Origin of the sequence: Streptomyces sp. NBC_01235 (assembly GCF_035989285.1) — a bacterium.
Classification (GTDB): Bacteria; Actinomycetota; Actinomycetes; order Streptomycetales; family Streptomycetaceae; genus Streptomyces.
Genome location: NZ_CP108513.1, coordinates 4,169,694 through 4,188,633, shown reverse-complemented (window position 1 = coordinate 4,188,633; position 18,940 = coordinate 4,169,694). Strand labels below are relative to the sequence as shown.

The following is an 18,940-nucleotide window of genomic DNA, read 5'->3' as shown; positions in this document are numbered from 1 at the left end:
GCCCGTCACGAAGGGGACGTCAAGGGGCAAGGTGGAGGGAGGTGGAGGGGAAGGGAGGGGCAGGGGGCGGTGCAGGCCGTCACAGGCTGCTGGTCTTGGATACGTCCGTGGATCGAAGACTCGTGCTCGCCTGCTGGCGGACTGCGCTGGCGAATTGCCTGCCCCTGATGCTGATCCAGCTGCTGATGCAGCTGTGGGACGAGGGCCTCGGGTGGGACAACGTGCGCAGCTGCCTCGGTATCCCGTCGGCCTGGGCGGTCATCTGCCTGGTGTGGGCCGTCGTGGCGTGTCTCGCCCTGGCCCGCAGGGCGCGCGGCACGGGCCTCCCGGTCACGCTGAAGGCTCTGGAGGAGACGCAGGTGGTGACCGTCCCGGGCGACCTGTCCCGGATCCGGGACGCGCTGCGGGCGGCCGAGCGGGCGTCGGACGTCGTCGAGGCGCCGGACGGCGATATCGCGTTCCTCTGGCGGCCGCTCCGCGGCAAGGGCAGGGTGCCGGGGATGCTGTCCCGCGACGAGGCGTCCGGGGAGACCCGGGTGGAGGTCCGTGCCGGGGACGGACACAGGGGGGGCGGCCGGACTGCGCAGGGGGAGCGCCTTCATCGCCGCCTGCCAGGTGGTGCGGACGGTCGGGGCGTGATGTGACACACCGGGCCCCGGAAACGCCGGAAGGCGGCACCCGGAGCCTGCCCGGATGCCGCCTTCCGCGTACCGGCCGTACGCGTTACTCGGCCGGTTACTCGGCTTGCCTACTTCGCCGGAGGCGTCGTCGCCCGCTGCGGAGTGATCGGTGTCGCCGCCGCGTGCTGCGGCGAGTCCGCGTTGGAGAACACGGACGGCGCCGCGACCGCGGCCGCCGGGTCGGCCGGGTCCTCCATGGCGGGGGCGGTCGCGCCGCCCACGATGCGGATGTCGGCCGCGTCGAAGGCGCGTTTGACGCGCCAGCGCAGCTCGCGTTCGACCGAGAGGGACTTGCCGGGCATCGTCTTCGCGGAGACGCGGACGACCATCGAGTCCAGCAGGACGCTGTCCAGGCCGAGGACCTCGATCGGGCTCCACAGGAGCTCGTTCCAGGGCTCTTCCTTGCTCATCTTCTCGGCGACCTCGTCCAGCGTGGCCTTGACCAGGTCGAGGTCCTCGGACGCCTTGACGGTCACGTCGACGCCGGCCGTCGCCCAGCCCTGCGAGAGGTTGCCGATCCGCTTGACCTCGCCGTTGCGGACGTACCAGATCTCACCGTTGGCGCCGCGCAGCTTGGTCACCCGCAGGCCGACCTCTATGACCTCGCCGGTGGCCACGCCCGCGTCGATCTGGTCGCCGACGCCGTACTGGTCCTCCAGGATCATGAAGACACCGGAGAGGAAGTCCGTGACCAGGTTGCGGGCGCCGAAACCGATCGCCACGCCCGCGACACCGGCCGAGGCCAGCAGCGGGGCCAGGTTGATCTCGAAGGTGGCCAGCACCATCAGCGCGGCCGTGCCCAGGATCAGGAAACTCGCCACCGAACGCAGCACCGAGCCGATCGCCTGCGAGCGCTGACGGCGCCGCTCGTTGTTGACCAGTAGCCCGCCCAGCGCCGTGCCGTCGACGGATGCGACGGTGCGGTTCATCCGGTCGATCAGCTTGGTGATCGCCCGCTGCACCACCACTCTCAGCACCACCGCGATCACCAGGATCAGCAGGACCCTGAGCCCGATCGCCAGCCACGTCGACCAGTTCTGCTCGACCCAGCTGGCCGCGTTCGTCGCGCTCTCCTGGGCGTCCTGGAGGGACGGGACCGTCACCGCGGTCGGCGACTCCGAGGGAGTCGGCGACGGCGACGCGTCGGCGGCCAGTAGGACGGCGGGCAAAGACACGGCAGGTACCTCCAGGTGCTGCACTGCTCCATCCGGTGCGGCGGTCAGGGGCGACACGCACTGCAAGGTCACGGAAAGGTCATCGGAAAGGCAGAACCACCACACTAACGGGGCATTGTGAGTGGTTCGGCGAGATAGGTGAAGGAGAGACGGTCCTCACCTGCGCTTGAACCGGCCATGATCCGGGGGAGAAAACAGGGTGTGGTCGAAAACACTCCCAGCCCGTTACCGGGACATGGTGGCGCGTCCACCAGGCAAGAGGAGAGACTGACTGCAGTTCGTCCCGGCGCGAGCCACGCGCCGCCGACGCCCAAGGAGGCATCCGTGCCGCATGTCCTGGTCCTCAACGCGTCGTACGAGCCGCTCGGCGTCGTACCGCTCCGCCGCGCGCTCGTCCTCGTCCTGGAGAACAAGGCAGTCTCCCTGGAGGAATCCGGCGCCTTCATGCACAGCGCAACCGTCACAGTCCCCGCACCCAGCGTGGTCCGGCTCAAGCGATTCGTCCGGGTTCCCTATCGGGGGCCCGTTCCTCTCACCCGTCGGGCGCTGTTCGCCCGGGACGGGGGCCGGTGCATGTACTGCGGTGGCGTCGCAACCAGCGTCGACCACGTCGTCCCGCGCAGCCGCGGGGGCAAACACGTGTGGGACAACGTCGTGGCGTCCTGCCGTCGCTGCAACCACGTCAAGGCCGACCGGCACCTCGTCGAGATCGGCTGGCGGCTGCGCCACAAACCCGCCCCTCCCTCCGGCCTCGCCTGGCGCATCATCGGCACGGGCCATAGGGATCCGCGCTGGCTGCCGTACTTGCAGCCGTACGGCGCGGACGACGCCCTGGCCCGGATCGACGGCATCTCCGCCTAGACGATCCGGGCTTTTGCATGCCCCGTGGCGCCACGCGCAGGACGGCACGGCCACGGGGCCCTTCGGGACGACTGGGGCGCGGGAACGGTACGGCGATCTCGTTGGCGAGCCGTTCGGTCTCGGCGCGGGCCGCCTCCCGGGGCCTGTCCTGCAGGGGCGTTGGTGACCGGCTCCGACGTGACGACGCCGACGTCCCCGGCGCGGGAGTGGAACCCCGGTCGAGGGCCGGCCGGTCGGGCGGCACGGCGACGGGCGAGGGTGATGTTGCGGGGCAGGGGGTAGTCGACCAGGTCTTCTTCGAGGAGGGCGTCGGGCATGCTGGTGCACTCCGAACGGCTGCGCTGTGTGGGCGGCCGGCCACCGACCGTAGGGGTGCGGGACTGTGTCCAGACCTCCGAATACAGGCGAGCTCTGGCTGTTGCTGAAGGCAGTCTGGAAGGACCCCGATGAGATCGAGCACCGGGTCGGGATCAAACCGGCAGCATGCGCGAGGAAAACTGACCGTGCCCGATCTCCTGTTCGAGGAGTCCGGCTACAGCGACGTCTCCGGCGAGTGCGCCGAAGTCGCCCGCAACAACCCCACCACCGTCGCCGTACGCGATTTCAGAACGCCCGACGGCCCCACACCCCGCCTCACCCGACCGACTGGACGGAGTTCACCGCGTGTCTGAGGGCGTGACGGACCCGGAGTTGTTGGTCACCCGTGCCTACGGGGACGCCCGGCACCTGACCGCCCGGCAGTCGCTCTACCAGTGGCAGCGGCCGCGGTACGACCTGCCGGGCCTGGTGGCCGCCGAGCTCGCGGACGTCACCGGGCGGGTGCTCGACGTCGGCTGTGCCTACGGGCAGTACGTGCGGCGCCTGCGGAAGGACCGGCCCGACCTGGAGGTCGTCGGCGCCGATCTCTCGGCCGGGATCCTCGCGGGCCTTCCCGGACCGGTCGTCGTGGCCGACGCGCAGGCGTTGCCCTTCGCCGACGACGCCGCGGACGCCGTCCTGGCGCTGCACATGCTCTACCACGTACCCGACATCCCGGCGGCGATCCGGGAACTGGCCCGGGTGCTGAAGCCCGGCGGCGTCCTGGTGGTCTCGACCAACAGCGGCACCGACAAGCGGGAGCTGGACCAGCTGTGGCGACGGGCGGCCGGTGACGGCCACGCCAAGCTGTCCCCGACCGCCCGGTTCCCGCTGGAGGCGGCGCCGGAGCTGCTGGGCGCGACGTTCGGCGACGTCCGGGTGCGTGAGCTGCCCGGTGTCGTCGAGGTGACCGACCCGGCGCCGGTGGTGGCCCACCTGGCGTCGCACGAGGCGTGGGCCGGGCAGGCGGGCGCTTCCTTCGCCGAGACCGTTCGGCGTGCCGAACGGCTCGTACGGTGTGACATCGACGACAACGGCGTCTTCCGGGTGCACAGCCTGGCCGGGCTGCTGGTCTGCCGGCTCTGAGCGGGTCCCGCGAGGATGTGGCAGCGTGTAATGCGGTGAAGACGTCTGCCGGACGTCTGTCGTCGCGTTCGCTGGGTAGGCCTGCGGTAACCGACGCCGTAACCCACAAGGAGGCCCCCGTGATCGCACCGGCCCACTCCAAACGCCTGGCGGACCCCTCCGCCCATGCCCCCGTCGAGCTCGAAGATCCCCACCTGTGCGCGTTCAGCGCCGAAGGAACCTGCGCCGAGGCCCCCCTGACCAGCGAACCCCCGCTGCCCGACGCCGAGCCCCTGACCAGCGAGCCGCCGCTCGCCGCCGCGGACTCCGGCTCCACGAGGCCGTAGAGATGAGCGTGCCACCCGGAGAGGAGCTCGCCCGGCTCGCCGCGCTGCACGGCGTCGGCACCTCCTACCAGCCCTCCCCGGACCGTACGGTCACGGCCTCGGCCGCCGCCGTCACCCGCGCCCTGGCCGCGCTCGGCGTCGACGCGGGCACCCCGCAGGCCGTCCGCGCCGCGCTCGCCGCACGGGAACGCGAACTGCGCGAGCGGCTGTTGCCGCCGACGGTGGTGTGCTGGAGCGGCAGCCGGGCCGAGGCGCTCGCCGCCCTCCCCGAGGGCAGCCGGCTGTGCGTCGAGACCGAGCAGGGGGACGTCCGCGATCCCGTCGATCCCGCCGACGTCGAGCAACTTCCGCTCGGGGTGCACCAGTTGACGGCTACCGCCCCCGACGGGCGGACCGGTCGCAGCCACCTCGTCGTCGCCCCGCCCCGCCTGCCCACGCCCACGGGACACTCCTACGGACTCCTCGTCCAGCTGTACTCCCTCCTCTCCGGTCGCTCCTGGGGCATGGGCGACCTCGGTGACCTCGGCGAGCTGACCGCCTGGGCCGGACGGGCGCTCGGCGCCGGGTTCGTGCAGGTCAACCCGTTGCACGCGGCCGTGCCCGGCGCCCCGACCGACCCTTCCCCGTACCGGCCCTCCTCGCGCCGCTTCCCCGACCCCGTGCACCTGCGCGTCGAGGACGTTCCCGAGTACGCCTACGTCGTCCAGGGCCGGGACGGCCGTCTGCGCTCCCTGTCGGAGCGCGCGGGACGGCTGCGTGAAGCGGTCCTGGAGAAGGGGGAGCTGATCGACCGGGACGCCGTGTGGGAGCTCAAGCGGGAGGCACTGGAACTGGTCGCCCGCGTTCCGCTCGGGCCCGGCCGGCGCGCCGCCTACTGCGACTTCCTCGCCGAGCAGGGCCAGGCCCTGGAGGACCACGCCACCTGGTGCGCGCTCGCCGAGGTGCACGGATCGCAGTGGCAGCGGTGGCCGTCCGCGCTGCGCGACCCACGCTCCGCCGAAACCACCCGCGCCCGCGGGGAGTTGACGGACCGCGTCGACTTCCACTCCCGCCTCGCCTGGCTCACCGACACCCAGCTCACCGCCGCCCAGCGCGCCGCGCGCGAGGCGGGCATGCCCGTGGGGATCGTCCACGACCTGGCGGTCGGCGTGCACCCCGAGGGCGCCGACGCGTGGGCGCAGCAGGAGTACTTCGCCGCCGGGATGTCGGTCGGCGCCCCGCCGGACGCCTTCAACGCCCGAGGCCAGGACTGGGGCCTGCCGCCCTGGCGCCCGGACCGGCTGGCCGCCTCCGGCTACGCCCCCTACCGGCGGCTGCTGAGGGCCCTCTTCCGCTACGCCGGCGCCCTGCGCATCGACCACGTCATGGGCCTGTTCCGCCTCTGGTGGGTCCCGCAGGGCGAGCTGCCCACGGAGGGCACATACGTCCGTTACGACGCCGAGGCCATGCTCGCCGTCCTGGTGCTGGAGGCGTCGAGGGCCGGTTCGCTGGTGATCGGCGAGGACCTCGGCACCGTCGAGCCGGGTGTGCGGGAGGCGCTGCGCGAACGCGGGGTGCTCGGCACGTCCGTCCTGTGGTTCGAGCGGGACTGGGACGGCGACGGACGCCCCCTGCCCCCCGACCGCTGGCGCGCAGACTGCCTGGCCACCGCCACCACCCACGACCTGCCGTCCACCGCCGCCCGCCTCACCGGCGAACACGTCGAACTCCGTGACCGGCTGGGCCTGTTGACCCGGCCCGTGGAGGAGGAGCGCGCGGAGGCGGCCAACGACACGGCGGAGTGGCTGGCCCTGCTCACCCGCCTCGGACTGCTGGCCGGCACCGGCGGTGGCAGCGACCGCTCCTCTCAGGAGGCCGAGGTCCAGGCCGTCCACCGCTTCCTGCTGCGCACCCCCGCCCGCATGATCGGCGTCTGGCTCCCGGACGGCGTCGGCGACCGCCGCCCGCAGAACCTCCCCGGCACCTGGGACCAGTATCCGAACTGGCGCCTGCCGATCGCGGACGCGGAGGGCCGCCCGGTGACGCTGGAGCAGCTCGCGGCCTCGCCGAGACTGTGGGCGCTGATCGACGTCCTGCGGGAGCGGAACAGCGCGTCGGGTGCCGTCTAGAGGACGGCCGCGGCCGGGCGGCCGGAAACCCGTCGGTCATGTCCGGCCGCGTCTGCTCAGCAGGGCCAGCGCCACCAACAGAACGCACCCTGCGGCTTCGACGGCGAGGGTCGGCTTGACCAGGTTCGCGTCGAGGGTCTCCTGGAACCCGAAGAGACCGGAGGTGAGGCTGACGATCAGGGCCACCAGTGTGCCGGCCGTGAAGAGACTTCCCAGCGTCGCGAGGACGGGCAGGAGGCGGGTGGGTGTGATCAGCAGCGACAGCGCGAGCAGCCCGGCCCCGATCGCGTTGAGCAGGAACAGCGTGCCGATCGTGTCCAGATGTCGGTAGCCGTCGTACCAGAGGCGGAGATGGATCACGCCCATGGCCACGGCCGTTCCCGCCGCGGCCAGCCGGAGGGCGATGAGCGCGACCGTGCGGTCAGTAGCCATTGCCGTCGGTCGTGTTGGTTCCGTTGCCCGTCGAGGCGGTGCCGCCCACGGTGAGCTCGGTCTTCATGCCCAGGTCCTTGTGGCCGTCGACGGGACAGTAGACCTGGTACTTGCCGTCCTTCAGCGAGACGGTGAGGTTCGCCGACTCTCCGGGTGCCAGCGTCCGCGTCTTCTGTTCCGTTCCGGGACCCTCGATCTCCATGGCGTGGTCGTGATGGCCGTCGTTCTTGACGACGAACGTGTGGGCACCCGCCTTCAAGGTGCTCTTGGACAGCTCCATCTTGAAGTCGACCAGCTTCACGTCCACCTGGGTGGTTCCCGGCTTGCCACTCTGTTCCGGGGTCGACGGTGACGAGCCACCACCGCTGCCGTTCCCGCCTCCGCACGCCACGAGGATGCCCGCCAGTGCCCCGGCGGCCAGCCCGGGCCCGACGTTCCTGCGCACGAACGTCATGAGTGTCGTCGCCATGTCTCGGCCCTCCGTGAGAAATCGTTCCTGACCAGAGATACGGGCGGAACGAACCAGGGGATTTCCGGCAAATGGGAACAAGCGGGAGAATGGGGCTGTGGTCCCGCGTGGAACCGGGGGAATCCGTTCGGGGAGGTTCGCCGTATCCACTGGTATGCGGAGATTGGGCCTACCACTCGGGCGGCTCTCGGACGAGGCGCTGCTGGCGGGAATGGCGACCGGCGCCCCGGAGGCCGCCCTCGCGTTCGTCCGCCGGTTCCAGCGCATGGTCTTCGGCATCGCCGTCGCTGTCGTCGACGACCCCCAGCTCGCCGAGGACATCGCCCAGCAGGCCTTCGAAAGGGCTTGGCGTCATGCGCAGGTCTACGACTCCCGGCGTGGATCGGTGAAGACCTGGCTGGGGACCATCACGCACAACCTGGCGATCGACGCCGTCCGCGCGCGCAAGGCGACCCCGGTCTCCCCCGAGGACCTCGACGCTCTGCTCGGCATCGTGACCCGGACGCCCGAGCAGTGGGCACTGGCCGACGAGGCGGCATCCCGCATACGGGCCGCGGTGGCGGGCCTGCCGCGCCAGCAGGCGCGTGCCGTGGTCATGGCCGGGATCTACGGGATGACCGCACGGCAGATCTCCGAGTTCGAAGGGATCCCCCTGGGCACGGCGAAGACACGGATCAGGACGGCGATGGGGAAACTGCGGACGGTTCTGGGACCCGAGCGAGCCGATCATGACTGACAGGGACTGCGAGTGGCTGAGGGCCGTCGCCGACGAGCTGGCGCTGGGTATCCTCCCCGGTCAGGAGCGCGCCGAGGCCATCGCCCACCTGGACCGCTGCCCCACCTGCCGGGAGCACGTCGAGCAGCTGACGCTCGTCGGAGACGGACTGCTCTCTCTCCTTCCGGGCAGCGAGCCGCCCGCCGGCTTCGAGACACGGGTGACGGAACGGCTGGGCCTGAACCCGTCGACGCGACGGCGGCGACCTCGGGCCGGCGTGGCGGTCGCGGCCGCCGCCGCGATCGCCCTCGGGTTCGGCTTCGGCGGCTGGGCCGTCGGTACGGCCATCGAGGGAGCGCCGGCTCCCCCCTCGCGGAGTTCGCAGCCCCCCGGCTCGGAGCACGGCCTGCTCGCAGCGTCTCTGCTCGCCCCCGACCACCGCCCGGTGGGCCGGATCTTCGCCTATACCGGATCTCCGGGCTGGGTCTACATGTCGGTCGACCTCGGCCGGGACGGTTCCGGAGCCGACCACCAGGCCGCAGACGGTTCCGCAGCCGACTTCCAGGCCGCAGACGGTTCCGGAGCCGATTTCCAGACCGGAGACGGTTCCGCAGTCGACTTCCAGGCCGGAAACGGGTCCGAGGCCGCGGGCCCCCGCGACGGATACCCGGAGGCCGGAAAGGTCAGCTGCCGACTGGAGCGTACGGACGGCACGTCGGTCCGCATCGGGGAGTTCTCCCTCGACGACGCCGGCCGGGGTTACTGGGGAGCCCCCACGCGTGTCGACCCGGACACGGTGTCGGGTGCCCGGCTGCTGGCCGCGGACGGCTCCGTTCTGGCCACGGCCCACTTCGACGCACGGCAGAACCAGTGACCGTGCATCCCCCCTCATGCCCGGTCCGGTTGGGCCAGTGGCGCCAGACGCGGCGTCCGCAGTGGCCGCGGCCGCCGAACTCCTCGTGGCGGGCCTCGAGCCGCCGCACGCGCTCCGTCTCGTCGATCTCGCAGAACCGGACCTCGGCGAGCCGGGGACGGACACTGGGACGGACACGAGCCCCCTGGAATTGATCAACCAGGCGAGGGCGCGTGCTTCCGGCCCCACACCTCAAAGGGCCTTATTCGGCACCCCGGGCGCGCGCCCTCCGACACCGTTCGCTAACTTGGGCACCGTGGACAAGAAGAACGCCCTGCGCGCCGGCGCCCTGGCCGCCGGTACGACGCTGATGATGCTGCTCATGTCGTCCCCCGCCCTCGCGCTGACCCGCGACGACGGTGACGACCCCGGCCCGGGTCTGAGCGTCGTCGAGACGCTGGGCCTCTACGTCCTGGCCCCCGTCGCGATCTTCGCGCTGATCGCCGGGCTGGTGTGGGTCCTCGACCGGTCGAAGGACCGGGACGACTCCACCAGCTCCAACATCACGGGCAAGGCGCAGGCCAAGGCCTGAGTTCTACGTCCGGCCCAGGTCTGGCAGGTCTGGGCCCGGGTGTTGGTTCCGGGCCGGCTCCAAGTCCGGGTATAGGTATCCGCCGCACGCTCCCCGAGGGCGCCGGCCTCACGACACGTACGCGCACGCCGTACGGGGGTGAGGACGGCGCCCTCGACGCGTTCCCGGGGCCAGGGCCAGGGTCAGGGCCCGGGCCCGGGCCCGGGTCGGGGTCGGGGTCGGGGTCGTGGGCCGGGGAGGGTGGCTCGGGTTACGGGTGCGGGGCCGGGGAGGGTGGCTCGGGTTACGGGTGCGGGGCCGTCAGGTACCGCTGCACCGTGGGCGCGAGCCAGGCCACCGCCTCCTCGCGGTGCAGCGCCACGACCGGCGGGAAGCGCAGGACGTAGCGGGTGAGCGCGAGCCCGAGCAGTTGGGTCGCGCACAGTGCCGCCCGGGCCGGGAACTGCTCGGGGTCGGGGCAGACCGCGCGTGCCACCGGGAGAAGCTGGTCGCGGAAGATGCCCTGCATCCGTTCGGCCCCGGCCTGGTTGGTCACGCCGACCCGGAGCAGCGCGGTGAGCACCTCGTTCTCCTCCCACATGGCGAGAAAGTGGGTCACGAGGGCCCAGCCGACCGCGTCGCGGGGCAGTGCGGCGAGATCGGGCAGCTTCAGGTCGACGGCGACGGCCGCCGCGAAGAGGCCCTCCTTGCTGCCGTAGTACCGCATCACCATCGAGGGGTCGATGCTCGCGTCCCGGGCGATGGCACGGATGGTCGCCCGCTCGTAGCCGTCGGCGGCGAAGCGTTCGCGCGCGGCGTCGAGGATGGCGGTGCGGGTGGCGTCGGAGCGGCGGGGAGCGGGGGCGCCGGAGCTGCGAGGCGCGGTGGCTGCGGTGGGGGGCTTGCTGTCTGGCATGTCAACGAGCGTAGGCCAACACTCGTGGGCCAACAAGCGTTGACATTCTTCTGGCGGCGGTTCTATGTTTGCCAACAAGCGTTGGCCAACAGATGTTGGCCAACGGGCGTTCACCAACGATCGCTGGCACCAGGAGGTCACCATGAACGGCACCACTGGCACCACTGGCACCACTGGCACAACTGGGGGCACCACCCCGCGCCCCGTGATCGTCGTAGGCTCCGGCCCCACCGGCCTTCTCCTGGCCGGTGACCTCGCCACCGCCGGCGTCCCCGTCACCCTCCTCGAAAAGCGCTCCCACAGGATCAGCAACCTCTCCCGCGCCTTCGTCCTGCACGCCCGCACCCTCGAACAGCTCGACGCCCGCGGCCTCGCCGACGAGATCGAGAAGGCCGGCCGCCCCCTCGACCGCCTCCGCCTCTTCGGCCGCCTCACCATCGCCCTCGACACCCTCCCCACCCGCTTCAACCACCTCCTCGTCATCCCGCAGTACGAGGTGGAGAAGGCGCTGGAGCGGCGCGCGGTCGAGGCGGGCGTGGAGTTCCGGTACGAGACGGAGGTGACCGGTCTGAGCCAGGACGCGGACGGCGTGACGGTCGAGGTCCGCACCCCCGCCGGTGTCACCGAAGACCTGCGCGCCGAGTACGTCGTCGGCACCGACGGCATGCGCAGCGCCGTGCGGAACGCGATCGGCCTGCCCTTTCCCGGCCACTCCGTCATCCGCTCCGTCGTCCTCGCCGACGTCAGACTCGCCGAGGAGCCCGAGACGCTGCTCACCGTCAACGCCGTCGGCGACGCCTTCGCCTTCCTCGCGCCCTTCGGCGACGGCTACTACCGCCTGATCGGCTGGAACCGCGCCCGCGACGTGCCCGACAGCGAGCCCCTCGACCTCGACGAGGTCAAGGAGATCACCCGGCTCGCCCTCGGCCGCGACTTCGGGATGCACGACGCCCGCTGGATGTCCCGCTTCCACAGCGACGAACGCCAGGCGCCCGCCTACCGCGTCGGCCGCGTCTTCCTGGCCGGTGACGCCGCGCACGTGCACACCCCGGCCGGCGGCCAGGGCATGAACACCGGCCTGCAGGACGCGGCCAACCTGAGCTGGAAGCTCGCCCAGGTGGTCCGCGGCCACGCGACCGCCGACCTCCTCGACACCTACCAGGCCGAACGCCATCCGGTCGGCAGGTCGGTCCTGCGCAGCAGCGGCGGCATCGTCCGCCTCGCCATGGCCAAGCGCCCCTGGACCCTGGCCCTGCGCGCCGCCCTCACCACCTTCCTCGACACCGCCGCCCCCGCCCGCCGCAAGGCGGTCGGCCAGATCACCGGCATCGGCTACCGCTACCCCGCCCCCCGTGGCGCCCACCGCCTCACCGGCACCCGCGTCCCCGACGTGGCCCTGGCCGACGGCACCCGCCTCTACGAGGCCCTGCGCGGCGGCCGCTTCGTCCTGATCACCCCGGACGCGTACGACGGGCAGGGCGCCGCCGCCCGCGAGGACCGGCTCGTCGCGGCGCACTGGGCGAGCGGCCGCCGTACGGCACTCCTGGTCCGCCCCGACGGGTACGTGGCCTGGGCGTCCGACACCGCCGACCCGGCCGCTGTCGAGGCCGCCCTCTCGGCGCACGTCGGCTGACGGGGCCATGGCCGGGCAGGTGCGGCGCCGGTAATTCCGTCGACAGGCGGCGAGCCCGGCTGACAGGCTGCTGCGCATGATTCACGGAATCGAGTTCCCCACCGCTCGGTGAGCGCCCAGGAAGAGCGCGCCGCGCGCGCCGCGCTCCCCCGCCCGCCCGGCCTGTACGACCACGTCCTGCGCCTGCTACAGGCGTCTCCGGACGGGCTCCCGCCCGGCCGCGGCTTCGACCTCCCCGGCCCGCCGGCCGCATCCGGCGAGAACAAGAACACGAACGCGAACAAGAACGCGAACAAGAACGCGAACAAGAACGAGATCTCGCTGTCCCGCAAGGAAGCGGCGGCCGCCGTCGCGCAGGCCTTGCACCCCTTGCCGGACGACCCGGCCACCCTGCACCGCCGTTTCGCCGAACTCGGCGTGCGGGGCTGGCACAGGCACCTGATCCAGTCCGCCGTCGCCGACCTGCCGCTGCCGACCGATCAGCACGCCACCGCCCGCACCCTGGCCAGACGGCTGACCCGGACCGGCACCACCGTGCCCGCCGTCACCGCGGGCCTCGCCCTCCTCACCCGCCTCGGCGAGCCCGAGGACGTCCCGTACCTCTCCACCCTCGGCCTGCTCCGCTCGCTCACCGGCCCAGCCGTCCAGGCCCTCGACGTCCTCGACCGCCGGTCCGCCGCCGTCGTCTGGCTCGTCGTCTCCGTCCGCCGCGCCGAACTGCGGCCGCTCGTCCGTGCCCTGGCGGCCGGGGACGGGCAGGCCGTCCGCAGGGAGCTGCTCGCGTTCCCCGCCGACCCCCGCCTCCTCGGGACCGCGATCGCCCGCCGCATCGCGGAGGCTGCCCGGCTGCCCGACCTGCTCGCCGAGCACCCCACCGACCCGGCCCTGCTCGCCCGGGCGGGCCGCCTCCTCGTCCGGATGGCGTCCACCCGCGACGACCCGACCGGACTCCTCGCCTACCGCGACGCGCCCGGCGTGTACGAAACCGTCGTCGGCCGGGCCGGTCTCCTGCCGCCGACCCTCGAACACCACGCCATGCTTCTCTCGCTCGCCCTCGGCCTGAGCAGCGGAACGGGAGTGCTGCTGGACTGGCCCACCGGCTCAGGCCACCGCGAGGCACTCCTCGCCTCCCTCGGCCGACTGCTGGCGGATCCCTCCTGGACCCGTCCGGCCGACCTCGAGGCGGAGGCCACGGCTGAGGCGGCCACGGCCGGGGTCGACATGGCCGGGGTGGGCATGGCTGGGGAGGGCATGGCTGGGGCGACGACTGGGGTGGCCGCGGCCGTTGAGGGCACGCCCGTTGAGGCCACGGCGGGGATGGGCGCGGCCGAGGCGGCGACGGCCGGGGTCGACATGGCCGAGGCGGCCACGGCTGGGGTGGCCGCGGCCGTTGAGGGCACGACTGTTGAGGCCGCGGCCGGGGTGGGCGCGGTCGGGGTGGGCGGTGGCGGGGACGCCGTCGCCCGACGGCTGTGGGCCGGCTGGATCCGGCGTACCGGGCGGCGGCCGTTCACCCGCCCGGCGCCGAACGGCGGCAGGCTGCGCATCGAGATCGTGGCCGGCGACCCCGTGGACCGGGAACCCGTCGAGACCCGCATCCTCCTCGACGGGCGTCCCCTCGTCCCGGCCGTCTTCCCGCACGGTCCCGCGCACAGCCCCGAGCACCTCCTCGACGACGGCCTGCTCCGGGCCGGTCCCGAGCCCCGCCGGGTGCAACTCGCGGAGGCCTGGTGCGCCGAGGGGTGCTGCGGCGCGCTGTACGTCACCATCCGCCGCGACGGCGACCAGGTCGTGTGGGAGGACTGGCGGCGGCCCGCCCTGCCGGGGACCCGAGGGCCCGCGCCCGAGCTGCCCGCGCAACGGTTCGACGCCACCGCCTACGACGCGGAGATCGCCCGGGCGGAAACCGACGACGACTGGTCCTGGCGGGCCCGCACCGTGGCCCGTCTGATCAAGGCGGGGCTGGTCGAACGTCCGGAGCTGCTCGGCCGGTGGGACGCGCGCCGAGGCTGGACCGGCAGTGGCTTCGCGGATCCGGACACCGCTGTGGTGATCTTCTGGTACGCGCCGGGACTCGGGACGGGGGAAGCGGACGGCGACCCGCTCCAGTTCCGCTGGATCGTCCCGGACGACGGCACACCGCCCGAGGCGCAGGCCGCCGCAGCCCTGCGCCGACTGGCCGAGGAGGACCCGAAGACCTACGCCCGGTTCTGCGGCGGCAGCCGCGAGCGCGCCGAGCAACTCGGGTTCCCCTGGCCGCCCGAAGACGGCTGACCGACTCCGCGGTCAGCTGCCGGGCGCCTCCGTTGCCGACAGCAACTTCCTTAGAAGGTCGGTCAGTTGGTCGGCCTGTTCGGGGTTCAGGGCGGCGGACAGGGCCTCCGTCTGGACGGCGAGGCCCGTGCCGACCGCCCGGTCGACCAGCTCCAGCCCCTTCTCGGTCAGCGTGACCTGTAGGCCCCGGCGGTCGTGCGGGTCGGGGGAGCGGCGCAGCAGTGCGGCCCGCTCCAGCTTGTCGAGGCGGCCGGTCATGCCGCCGGTGGTGAGCATCAGCGTCGACGACAGCTGGCGGGGCGAGAGGGTGTACGGCTCGCCGGAGCGGCGCAGGGTGGCCAGTACGTCGAACTCGCCGCGTCCGATGCCGAGCGCCGCGTACGCCTTCTCCACCCGGTCGCCCATCGCGCGCGAGAGCCGGTAGACGCGGCCGAACACCTCCATCGCCCGGGTGTCGAGGTCGGGCCGCACCGCGGCCCACTGCTCGACGATCGCGTCGACGGGGTCCTTGGCGGGCCTGGGCCCGGACGTGGGCCCGGAAGTGGGCCCGGACGTGGGCTGCTGGGGGCTCGTGTTCATGGGGGGAGTATCCGACGGGGGTCGGTCGGCCGCAAGAAAGTGGCTTGACGATAAGTAGCTTGAAGCTAAGCTACTTAAGGCCGAGCTTCCCCGAGGCGGCCTCGCTCCACACATCCCACACGCCCGCCACGCCCCGCGCCTCCTCGACGAAGGGACCGGTCATGAAGCGGCCCGCCACCGTCCTGCTCACCGCTCTCGCCCCGGTCTCCTGGGGCACCACCTACGCCGTCACCACCGAGTTCCTCCCCGCCGACCGCCCCCTGTTCACCGGCCTGATGCGGGCCCTGCCCGCCGGGCTGCTGCTGCTCGGGCTCGGCCGGGTGCTGCCGCGCGGCATCTGGTGGGGGAAGGCCGCGGTGCTCGGCGCGCTGAACATCGGCGCCTTCTTCCCGCTCCTCTTCCTCTCCGCCTACCGGCTGCCCGGCGGTATGGCCGCGGTCGTCGGCTCTGTCGGACCGCTCTTCGTCGTGGGGCTCTCGGCGCTCCTGCTGGGGCAGCGACCGACCCCCCGGACCCTGCTCACCGGGGTCGTGGCCGCGTCCGGCGTCAGCCTCGTCGTGCTGAAGGCGGCCGGAGCGCTCGATCCCGTCGGTGTCCTGGCCGCGCTCGCCTCCACCGCCTCGATGTCGGCCGGCACGGTCCTCACCAAGAAATGGGGCCGCCCGGACGGCGTCGGCCCGCTCGTCCTCACCGGCTGGCAGCTCACCGCGGGCGGCCTGCTCATCGCCCCGCTCGCCTTCCTCGTCGAGGGCGCTCCGCCCGCCCTGGACGGCCGTGCGGTCGGCGGCTATCTCTACCTCGCCCTGGCGAACACGGCCGTCTCGTACTGGCTGTGGTTCCGCGGCATCGGCCGCCTCAGCGCGACCCAGGTCACCTTCCTCGGCCCGCTCTCCCCGCTGACCGCGGCCGTCGTCGGCTGGGCCGCCCTGGGCCAGGCCCTGACGCCGGTGCAGCTGACGGGCATGGCGCTGGCGTTCGGCGCGACGGTGGCGGGACAGCGCGGGGGAACGGGCAAGGGCGCCCGGCACGACACCGGACGCCCTCACCGTCGTACGCGTACGACGCCTGTTCCTGCGAACCACGCGAACCGGTCCGAGTACTCGGACCGCCTGAACTACTGAGCGTCCGCCGCCTGGGCCCGCAGCGCGCGCTCCACGCCCGAGCGGGACTCGGAGACGAGGCGGCGCAGGGCCGCGTTCGGCTCGGCCGAGGCCAGCCAGGCGTCCGTCTTGTCCAGGGTCTCCTGGGAGACCTGGACCGTCGGGTAGAGGCCGATCGCGACCTGCTGGGCGATCTCGTGCGAACGGGTGTCCCAGATGCCCTTGACGACCTCGAAGTACGTGTCCGTGTAGGGCGCGAGCAGCTCACGCTGGTCGGTCTGGACGAAGCCGCCGATGACGGCCTCCTGCACGGCGTTCGGCAGCTTGTCGGACTCGACGACCGACGCCCACGCCTCCGCCTTGGCCTCCGGGGTCGGCCGGGCGGCCCGGGCGGTCGCCGCGTGCCGCTCACCGGCGGCCGTCCTGTCCCGCTCGTACTCCCCGGCGATCTCCGTCTCGTCGAACCGGCCGACCGCCGCGAGACGCTCCACGAACGCCCAGCGCAGCTCGGTGTCGACGGCCAGGCCCTCGACCGTCTGCGTGCCGTCCAGCAGGGCCTCCAGGAGGTCCAGCTGCTCCGGCGTGCGGGCCGTGGCCGCGAACGCCCGCGCCCACGCCAGCTGGTGGTCGCTGCCCGCCTCCGCGGACCGCAGGTGGGCCAGCGTGGCGTCCGTCCAGCGGGTCAGCAGGGCCTCGCGGGCGCTCGGGTCGGCGTACAGGTCGATGGCGAGCTTGACCTGGCGGTGCAGCGACTGCACCACGCCGATGTCGGACTCCTTGCCGATGCCGGACAGCACCAGGGACAGGTAGTCGCGGGCGGGCAGCTCGGCGTCCCGGGTCATGTCCCAGGCCGACGCCCAGCACAGGGCGCGCGGCAGGGACGACTCGAAGTCGCCGAGGTGCTCGGTGACGAACGCGAGGGACTGCTCGTCCAGGCGGACCTTGGCGTACGACAGGTCGTCGTCGTTGAGCAGGACCACGTCCGGCCGGCGCTTGCCGACCAGCTGCGGGACGGCCGTCAGCTCGCCGTCGACGTCCAGCTCGATCCTCCCCCAGCCTTCGGCCGGGGGGGCTCCCACGCCACGCACCAGCTTGCCGCTGTCGTCGTCGAGGTCGTACAGGCCGACCGCGATGCGGTGCGGGCGCAGCGTCGGCTCGCCCTTCGCGCCCGCGGGGAGCGCCGGGGCCTCCTGGCGGATGGCGAAGGACGTGATGACGCCGTCGGCGTCGGTCTCGATCTCCGGGCGCAGGACGTTGATGCCGGCCGTCTCCAGCCACAGCTTCGACCAGGCCTTCAGGTCACGCCCGGAGGTCTCCTCCAGCGCGCCGAGGAGGTCGGAGAGGCGGGTGTTGCCGAAGGCGTGACGCTTGAAGTACGCCTGGACGCCCTTGAAGAACTCGTCCATCCCGACGTACGCGACGAGCTGCTTCAGGACGGACGCGCCCTTGGCGTAGGTGATGCCGTCGAAGTTGACCAGGACGTCGTCCAGGTCACGGATCTCGGCCATGATCGGGTGCGTGGAGGGCAGCTGGTCCTGCCGGTACGCCCACGTCTTCATGGAGTTGGCGAACGTGGTCCACGAGTGCGGCCAGCGCGACTGCGGGGAGTAGGCCTGGCAGGCGGCCTCGGCGTAGGTGGCGAACGACTCGTTCAGCCACAGGTCGTTCCACCACTCCATGGTGACCAGGTCGCCGAACCACATGTGGGCCAGCTCGTGCAGGATCGTGGCGGCCCGCACCTCGTAGGCGGCGTCTGTGACCTTCGACCGGAACACGTACTGGTCCCGGATGGTGACGGCACCCGCGTTCTCCATCGCGCCCGCGTTGAACTCCGGCACGAACAGCTGGTCGTACTTCTTGAACGGGTACGCGTAGTCGAACTTCTCCTGGAACCAGTCGAAGCCCTGCCGCGTGACCTCGAAGATCGCGTCCGAGTCGAGGAACTCGGCGAGGGAGGGCCGGCAGTAGATGCCGAGGGGCACCGACTGCCCGTCCTTCTCGTACACGCTGTGGACGGAGTGGTACGGGCCGACGACGAGCGCGGTGATGTAGGTGGAGATCCGCGGGGTCGGCTCGAACACCCAGACGTCGTCCTTGGGCTCCGGCGTCGGGGAGTTGGAGATGACGGTCCAGCCGGTCGGGGCCTTCACCGTGAACTGGAAGGTCGCCTTGAGGTCCGGCTGCTCGAAGGACGCGAACACGCGGCGGGCGTCCGGCACCTCGAACTGCGTGTACAGGTAGGCCTGTTCGTCGACCGGGTCGACGAAGCGGTGCAGGCCCTCGCCGGTGTTGGTGTAGGCGCAGTCGGCGACGACACGAAGGACGTTACGGCCCTCGAGCAGTCCCGTGAGCGCGATCCGGGAGTCCTTGAAGACCTCGTCCGGATCCAGCGCGTCCCCGTTGAGCGTCACCTCGTGGACGGTCGGGGCCACGAGGTCGATGAAGGACTCCGTCCCGCTCTCGGCGACGTCGAAGCGCACCGTGGTCACGGACCGGTAGGTACCGCCTTCCTGCGCGCCGGAGAGGTCGAGATCGATCTCGTACGAGTCAACGGTGAGCAGCTTCGCCCGCTGCTGCGCCTCTTCGCGAGTCAGGTTTGTGCCAGGCACGCGGTCATCTCCTCGGATATGTGTCGGTTGCGCCATCCTTCCACGGGACGGCTGCCCGAGGCGACGACCTTCCGGGCAGGCGGCCGTCCGCCCCGCTGCCCGTCCTCGCTGTCCGTTCCCCGGGACGTTGTGCGAAGCGTTCCCCCGGAGCCGAACGGTGGACGCATTGCCTCCACATCCCCCGCGACCACCCCCG

At 72.3% G+C, this 18,940-nt stretch carries 18 protein-coding genes; 12 read left to right on the top strand and 6 right to left on the bottom strand.

Going from position 1 to position 18,940, the window contains the following annotated elements; genetic code table 11:
* The first annotated feature begins 107 nt into the window (after positions 1-107).
* Entirely contained in the window at positions 108-644 is a 537-nt protein-coding gene (locus OG289_RS18415) for a hypothetical protein (RefSeq protein WP_327315112.1), read from the top strand.
* A 104-nt stretch (positions 645-748) separates the two neighbouring features.
* On the opposite strand, the gene OG289_RS18410 is transcribed toward OG289_RS18415, so the two are convergent.
* Positions 749-1,855, bottom strand: coding sequence for a mechanosensitive ion channel family protein (locus tag OG289_RS18410; protein WP_327315111.1), 1,107 nt, complete (start codon positions 1,853-1,855; stop codon positions 749-751).
* 324 nt (positions 1,856-2,179) lie between these two features.
* Between OG289_RS18410 and OG289_RS18405 the strand changes: the two genes are divergently transcribed.
* The 5 genes from OG289_RS18405 (at position 2,180) to malQ (ending at position 6,593) form a co-directional block, all read left to right on the top strand.
* Entirely contained in the window at positions 2,180-2,716 is a 537-nt protein-coding gene (locus OG289_RS18405; protein ID WP_327315110.1) for an HNH endonuclease, read from the top strand.
* 503 nt (positions 2,717-3,219) lie between these two features.
* Positions 3,220-3,387, top strand: coding sequence for a DUF397 domain-containing protein (locus OG289_RS18400; protein ID WP_327315109.1), 168 nt, complete (start codon positions 3,220-3,222; stop codon positions 3,385-3,387).
* On the top strand, positions 3,380-4,159 hold the full coding sequence (locus tag OG289_RS18395) for a class I SAM-dependent methyltransferase (RefSeq protein ID WP_327315108.1): 780 nt from the start codon (positions 3,380-3,382) through the stop codon (positions 4,157-4,159). The genes OG289_RS18400 and OG289_RS18395 overlap by 8 nt, the downstream gene beginning before the upstream one ends.
* A 71-nt stretch (positions 4,160-4,230) precedes the next feature.
* Positions 4,231-4,485, top strand: a complete 255-nt coding sequence (locus OG289_RS18390; protein ID WP_442819086.1) for a hypothetical protein — start codon at positions 4,231-4,233, stop codon at positions 4,483-4,485.
* A 2-nt stretch (positions 4,486-4,487) separates the two neighbouring features.
* A complete protein-coding gene (malQ, locus tag OG289_RS18385; RefSeq protein ID WP_327315107.1) occupies positions 4,488-6,593 on the top strand; it encodes a 4-alpha-glucanotransferase in 2,106 nt (701 codons plus the stop codon).
* A gap of 36 nt (positions 6,594-6,629) precedes the next feature.
* Here malQ and OG289_RS18380 read toward each other — a convergent pair whose 3' ends face one another.
* Together OG289_RS18380 and OG289_RS18375 are read right to left on the bottom strand one after the other, a co-directional pair.
* Positions 6,630-7,025, bottom strand: coding sequence for a hypothetical protein (locus OG289_RS18380; protein WP_327315106.1), 396 nt, complete (start codon positions 7,023-7,025; stop codon positions 6,630-6,632).
* Positions 7,015-7,494: a cupredoxin domain-containing protein gene (locus tag OG289_RS18375; RefSeq protein ID WP_327315105.1), complete on the bottom strand. Its 480-nt coding sequence runs from the start codon at positions 7,492-7,494 to the stop codon at positions 7,015-7,017. Before OG289_RS18375 ends, OG289_RS18380 begins: the two co-directional genes overlap by 11 nt.
* A 154-nt stretch (positions 7,495-7,648) precedes the next feature.
* On the opposite strand from OG289_RS18375, the gene OG289_RS18370 reads away from it, so the two are divergent.
* The 3 genes from OG289_RS18370 to OG289_RS18355 all read left to right on the top strand — a co-directional run bounded on the left by OG289_RS18370 (position 7,649) and on the right by OG289_RS18355 (position 9,654).
* Entirely contained in the window at positions 7,649-8,230 is a 582-nt protein-coding gene (locus tag OG289_RS18370; RefSeq protein WP_327315104.1) for an RNA polymerase sigma factor, read from the top strand.
* Entirely contained in the window at positions 8,223-9,083 is an 861-nt protein-coding gene (locus tag OG289_RS18365) for a hypothetical protein (RefSeq protein WP_327315103.1), read from the top strand. Before OG289_RS18370 ends, OG289_RS18365 begins: the two co-directional genes overlap by 8 nt.
* Positions 9,084-9,378: 295 nt before the next feature.
* Entirely contained in the window at positions 9,379-9,654 is a 276-nt protein-coding gene (locus OG289_RS18355) for a hypothetical protein (protein WP_327315102.1), read from the top strand.
* Positions 9,655-9,937: 283 nt separating this feature from the next.
* Here OG289_RS18355 and OG289_RS18350 read toward each other — a convergent pair whose 3' ends face one another.
* A complete protein-coding gene (locus tag OG289_RS18350) occupies positions 9,938-10,549 on the bottom strand; it encodes a TetR/AcrR family transcriptional regulator (RefSeq protein WP_327315101.1) in 612 nt (203 codons plus the stop codon).
* 142 nt (positions 10,550-10,691) lie between these two features.
* Here OG289_RS18350 and OG289_RS18345 point away from each other — a divergent pair, with 142 nt between their 5' ends.
* Both OG289_RS18345 and OG289_RS18340 read left to right on the top strand, forming a co-directional pair.
* Positions 10,692-12,182, top strand: a complete 1,491-nt coding sequence (locus OG289_RS18345; protein WP_327315100.1) for an FAD-dependent monooxygenase — start codon at positions 10,692-10,694, stop codon at positions 12,180-12,182.
* A gap of 108 nt (positions 12,183-12,290) precedes the next feature.
* Positions 12,291-14,456: a hypothetical protein gene (locus tag OG289_RS18340; protein ID WP_327315099.1), complete on the top strand. Its 2,166-nt coding sequence runs from the start codon at positions 12,291-12,293 to the stop codon at positions 14,454-14,456.
* Positions 14,457-14,468: 12 nt separating this feature from the next.
* Here OG289_RS18340 and OG289_RS18335 read toward each other — a convergent pair whose 3' ends face one another.
* Positions 14,469-15,035, bottom strand: coding sequence for a MarR family winged helix-turn-helix transcriptional regulator (locus OG289_RS18335; RefSeq protein WP_327315098.1), 567 nt, complete (start codon positions 15,033-15,035; stop codon positions 14,469-14,471).
* Between the two features lie 161 nt (positions 15,036-15,196).
* On the opposite strand from OG289_RS18335, the gene OG289_RS18330 reads away from it, so the two are divergent.
* Complete coding sequence (locus OG289_RS18330) at positions 15,197-16,156, top strand: EamA family transporter (RefSeq protein WP_327315097.1); 960 nt, start codon at positions 15,197-15,199, stop codon at positions 16,154-16,156.
* Here the strand turns inward: OG289_RS18330 and pepN are convergent.
* Positions 16,150-18,744, bottom strand: a complete 2,595-nt coding sequence (gene pepN / locus OG289_RS18325) for an aminopeptidase N (protein ID WP_327315096.1) — start codon at positions 18,742-18,744, stop codon at positions 16,150-16,152. The genes OG289_RS18330 and pepN overlap by 7 nt on opposite strands.
* Positions 18,745-18,940: the final 196 nt, after the last annotated feature.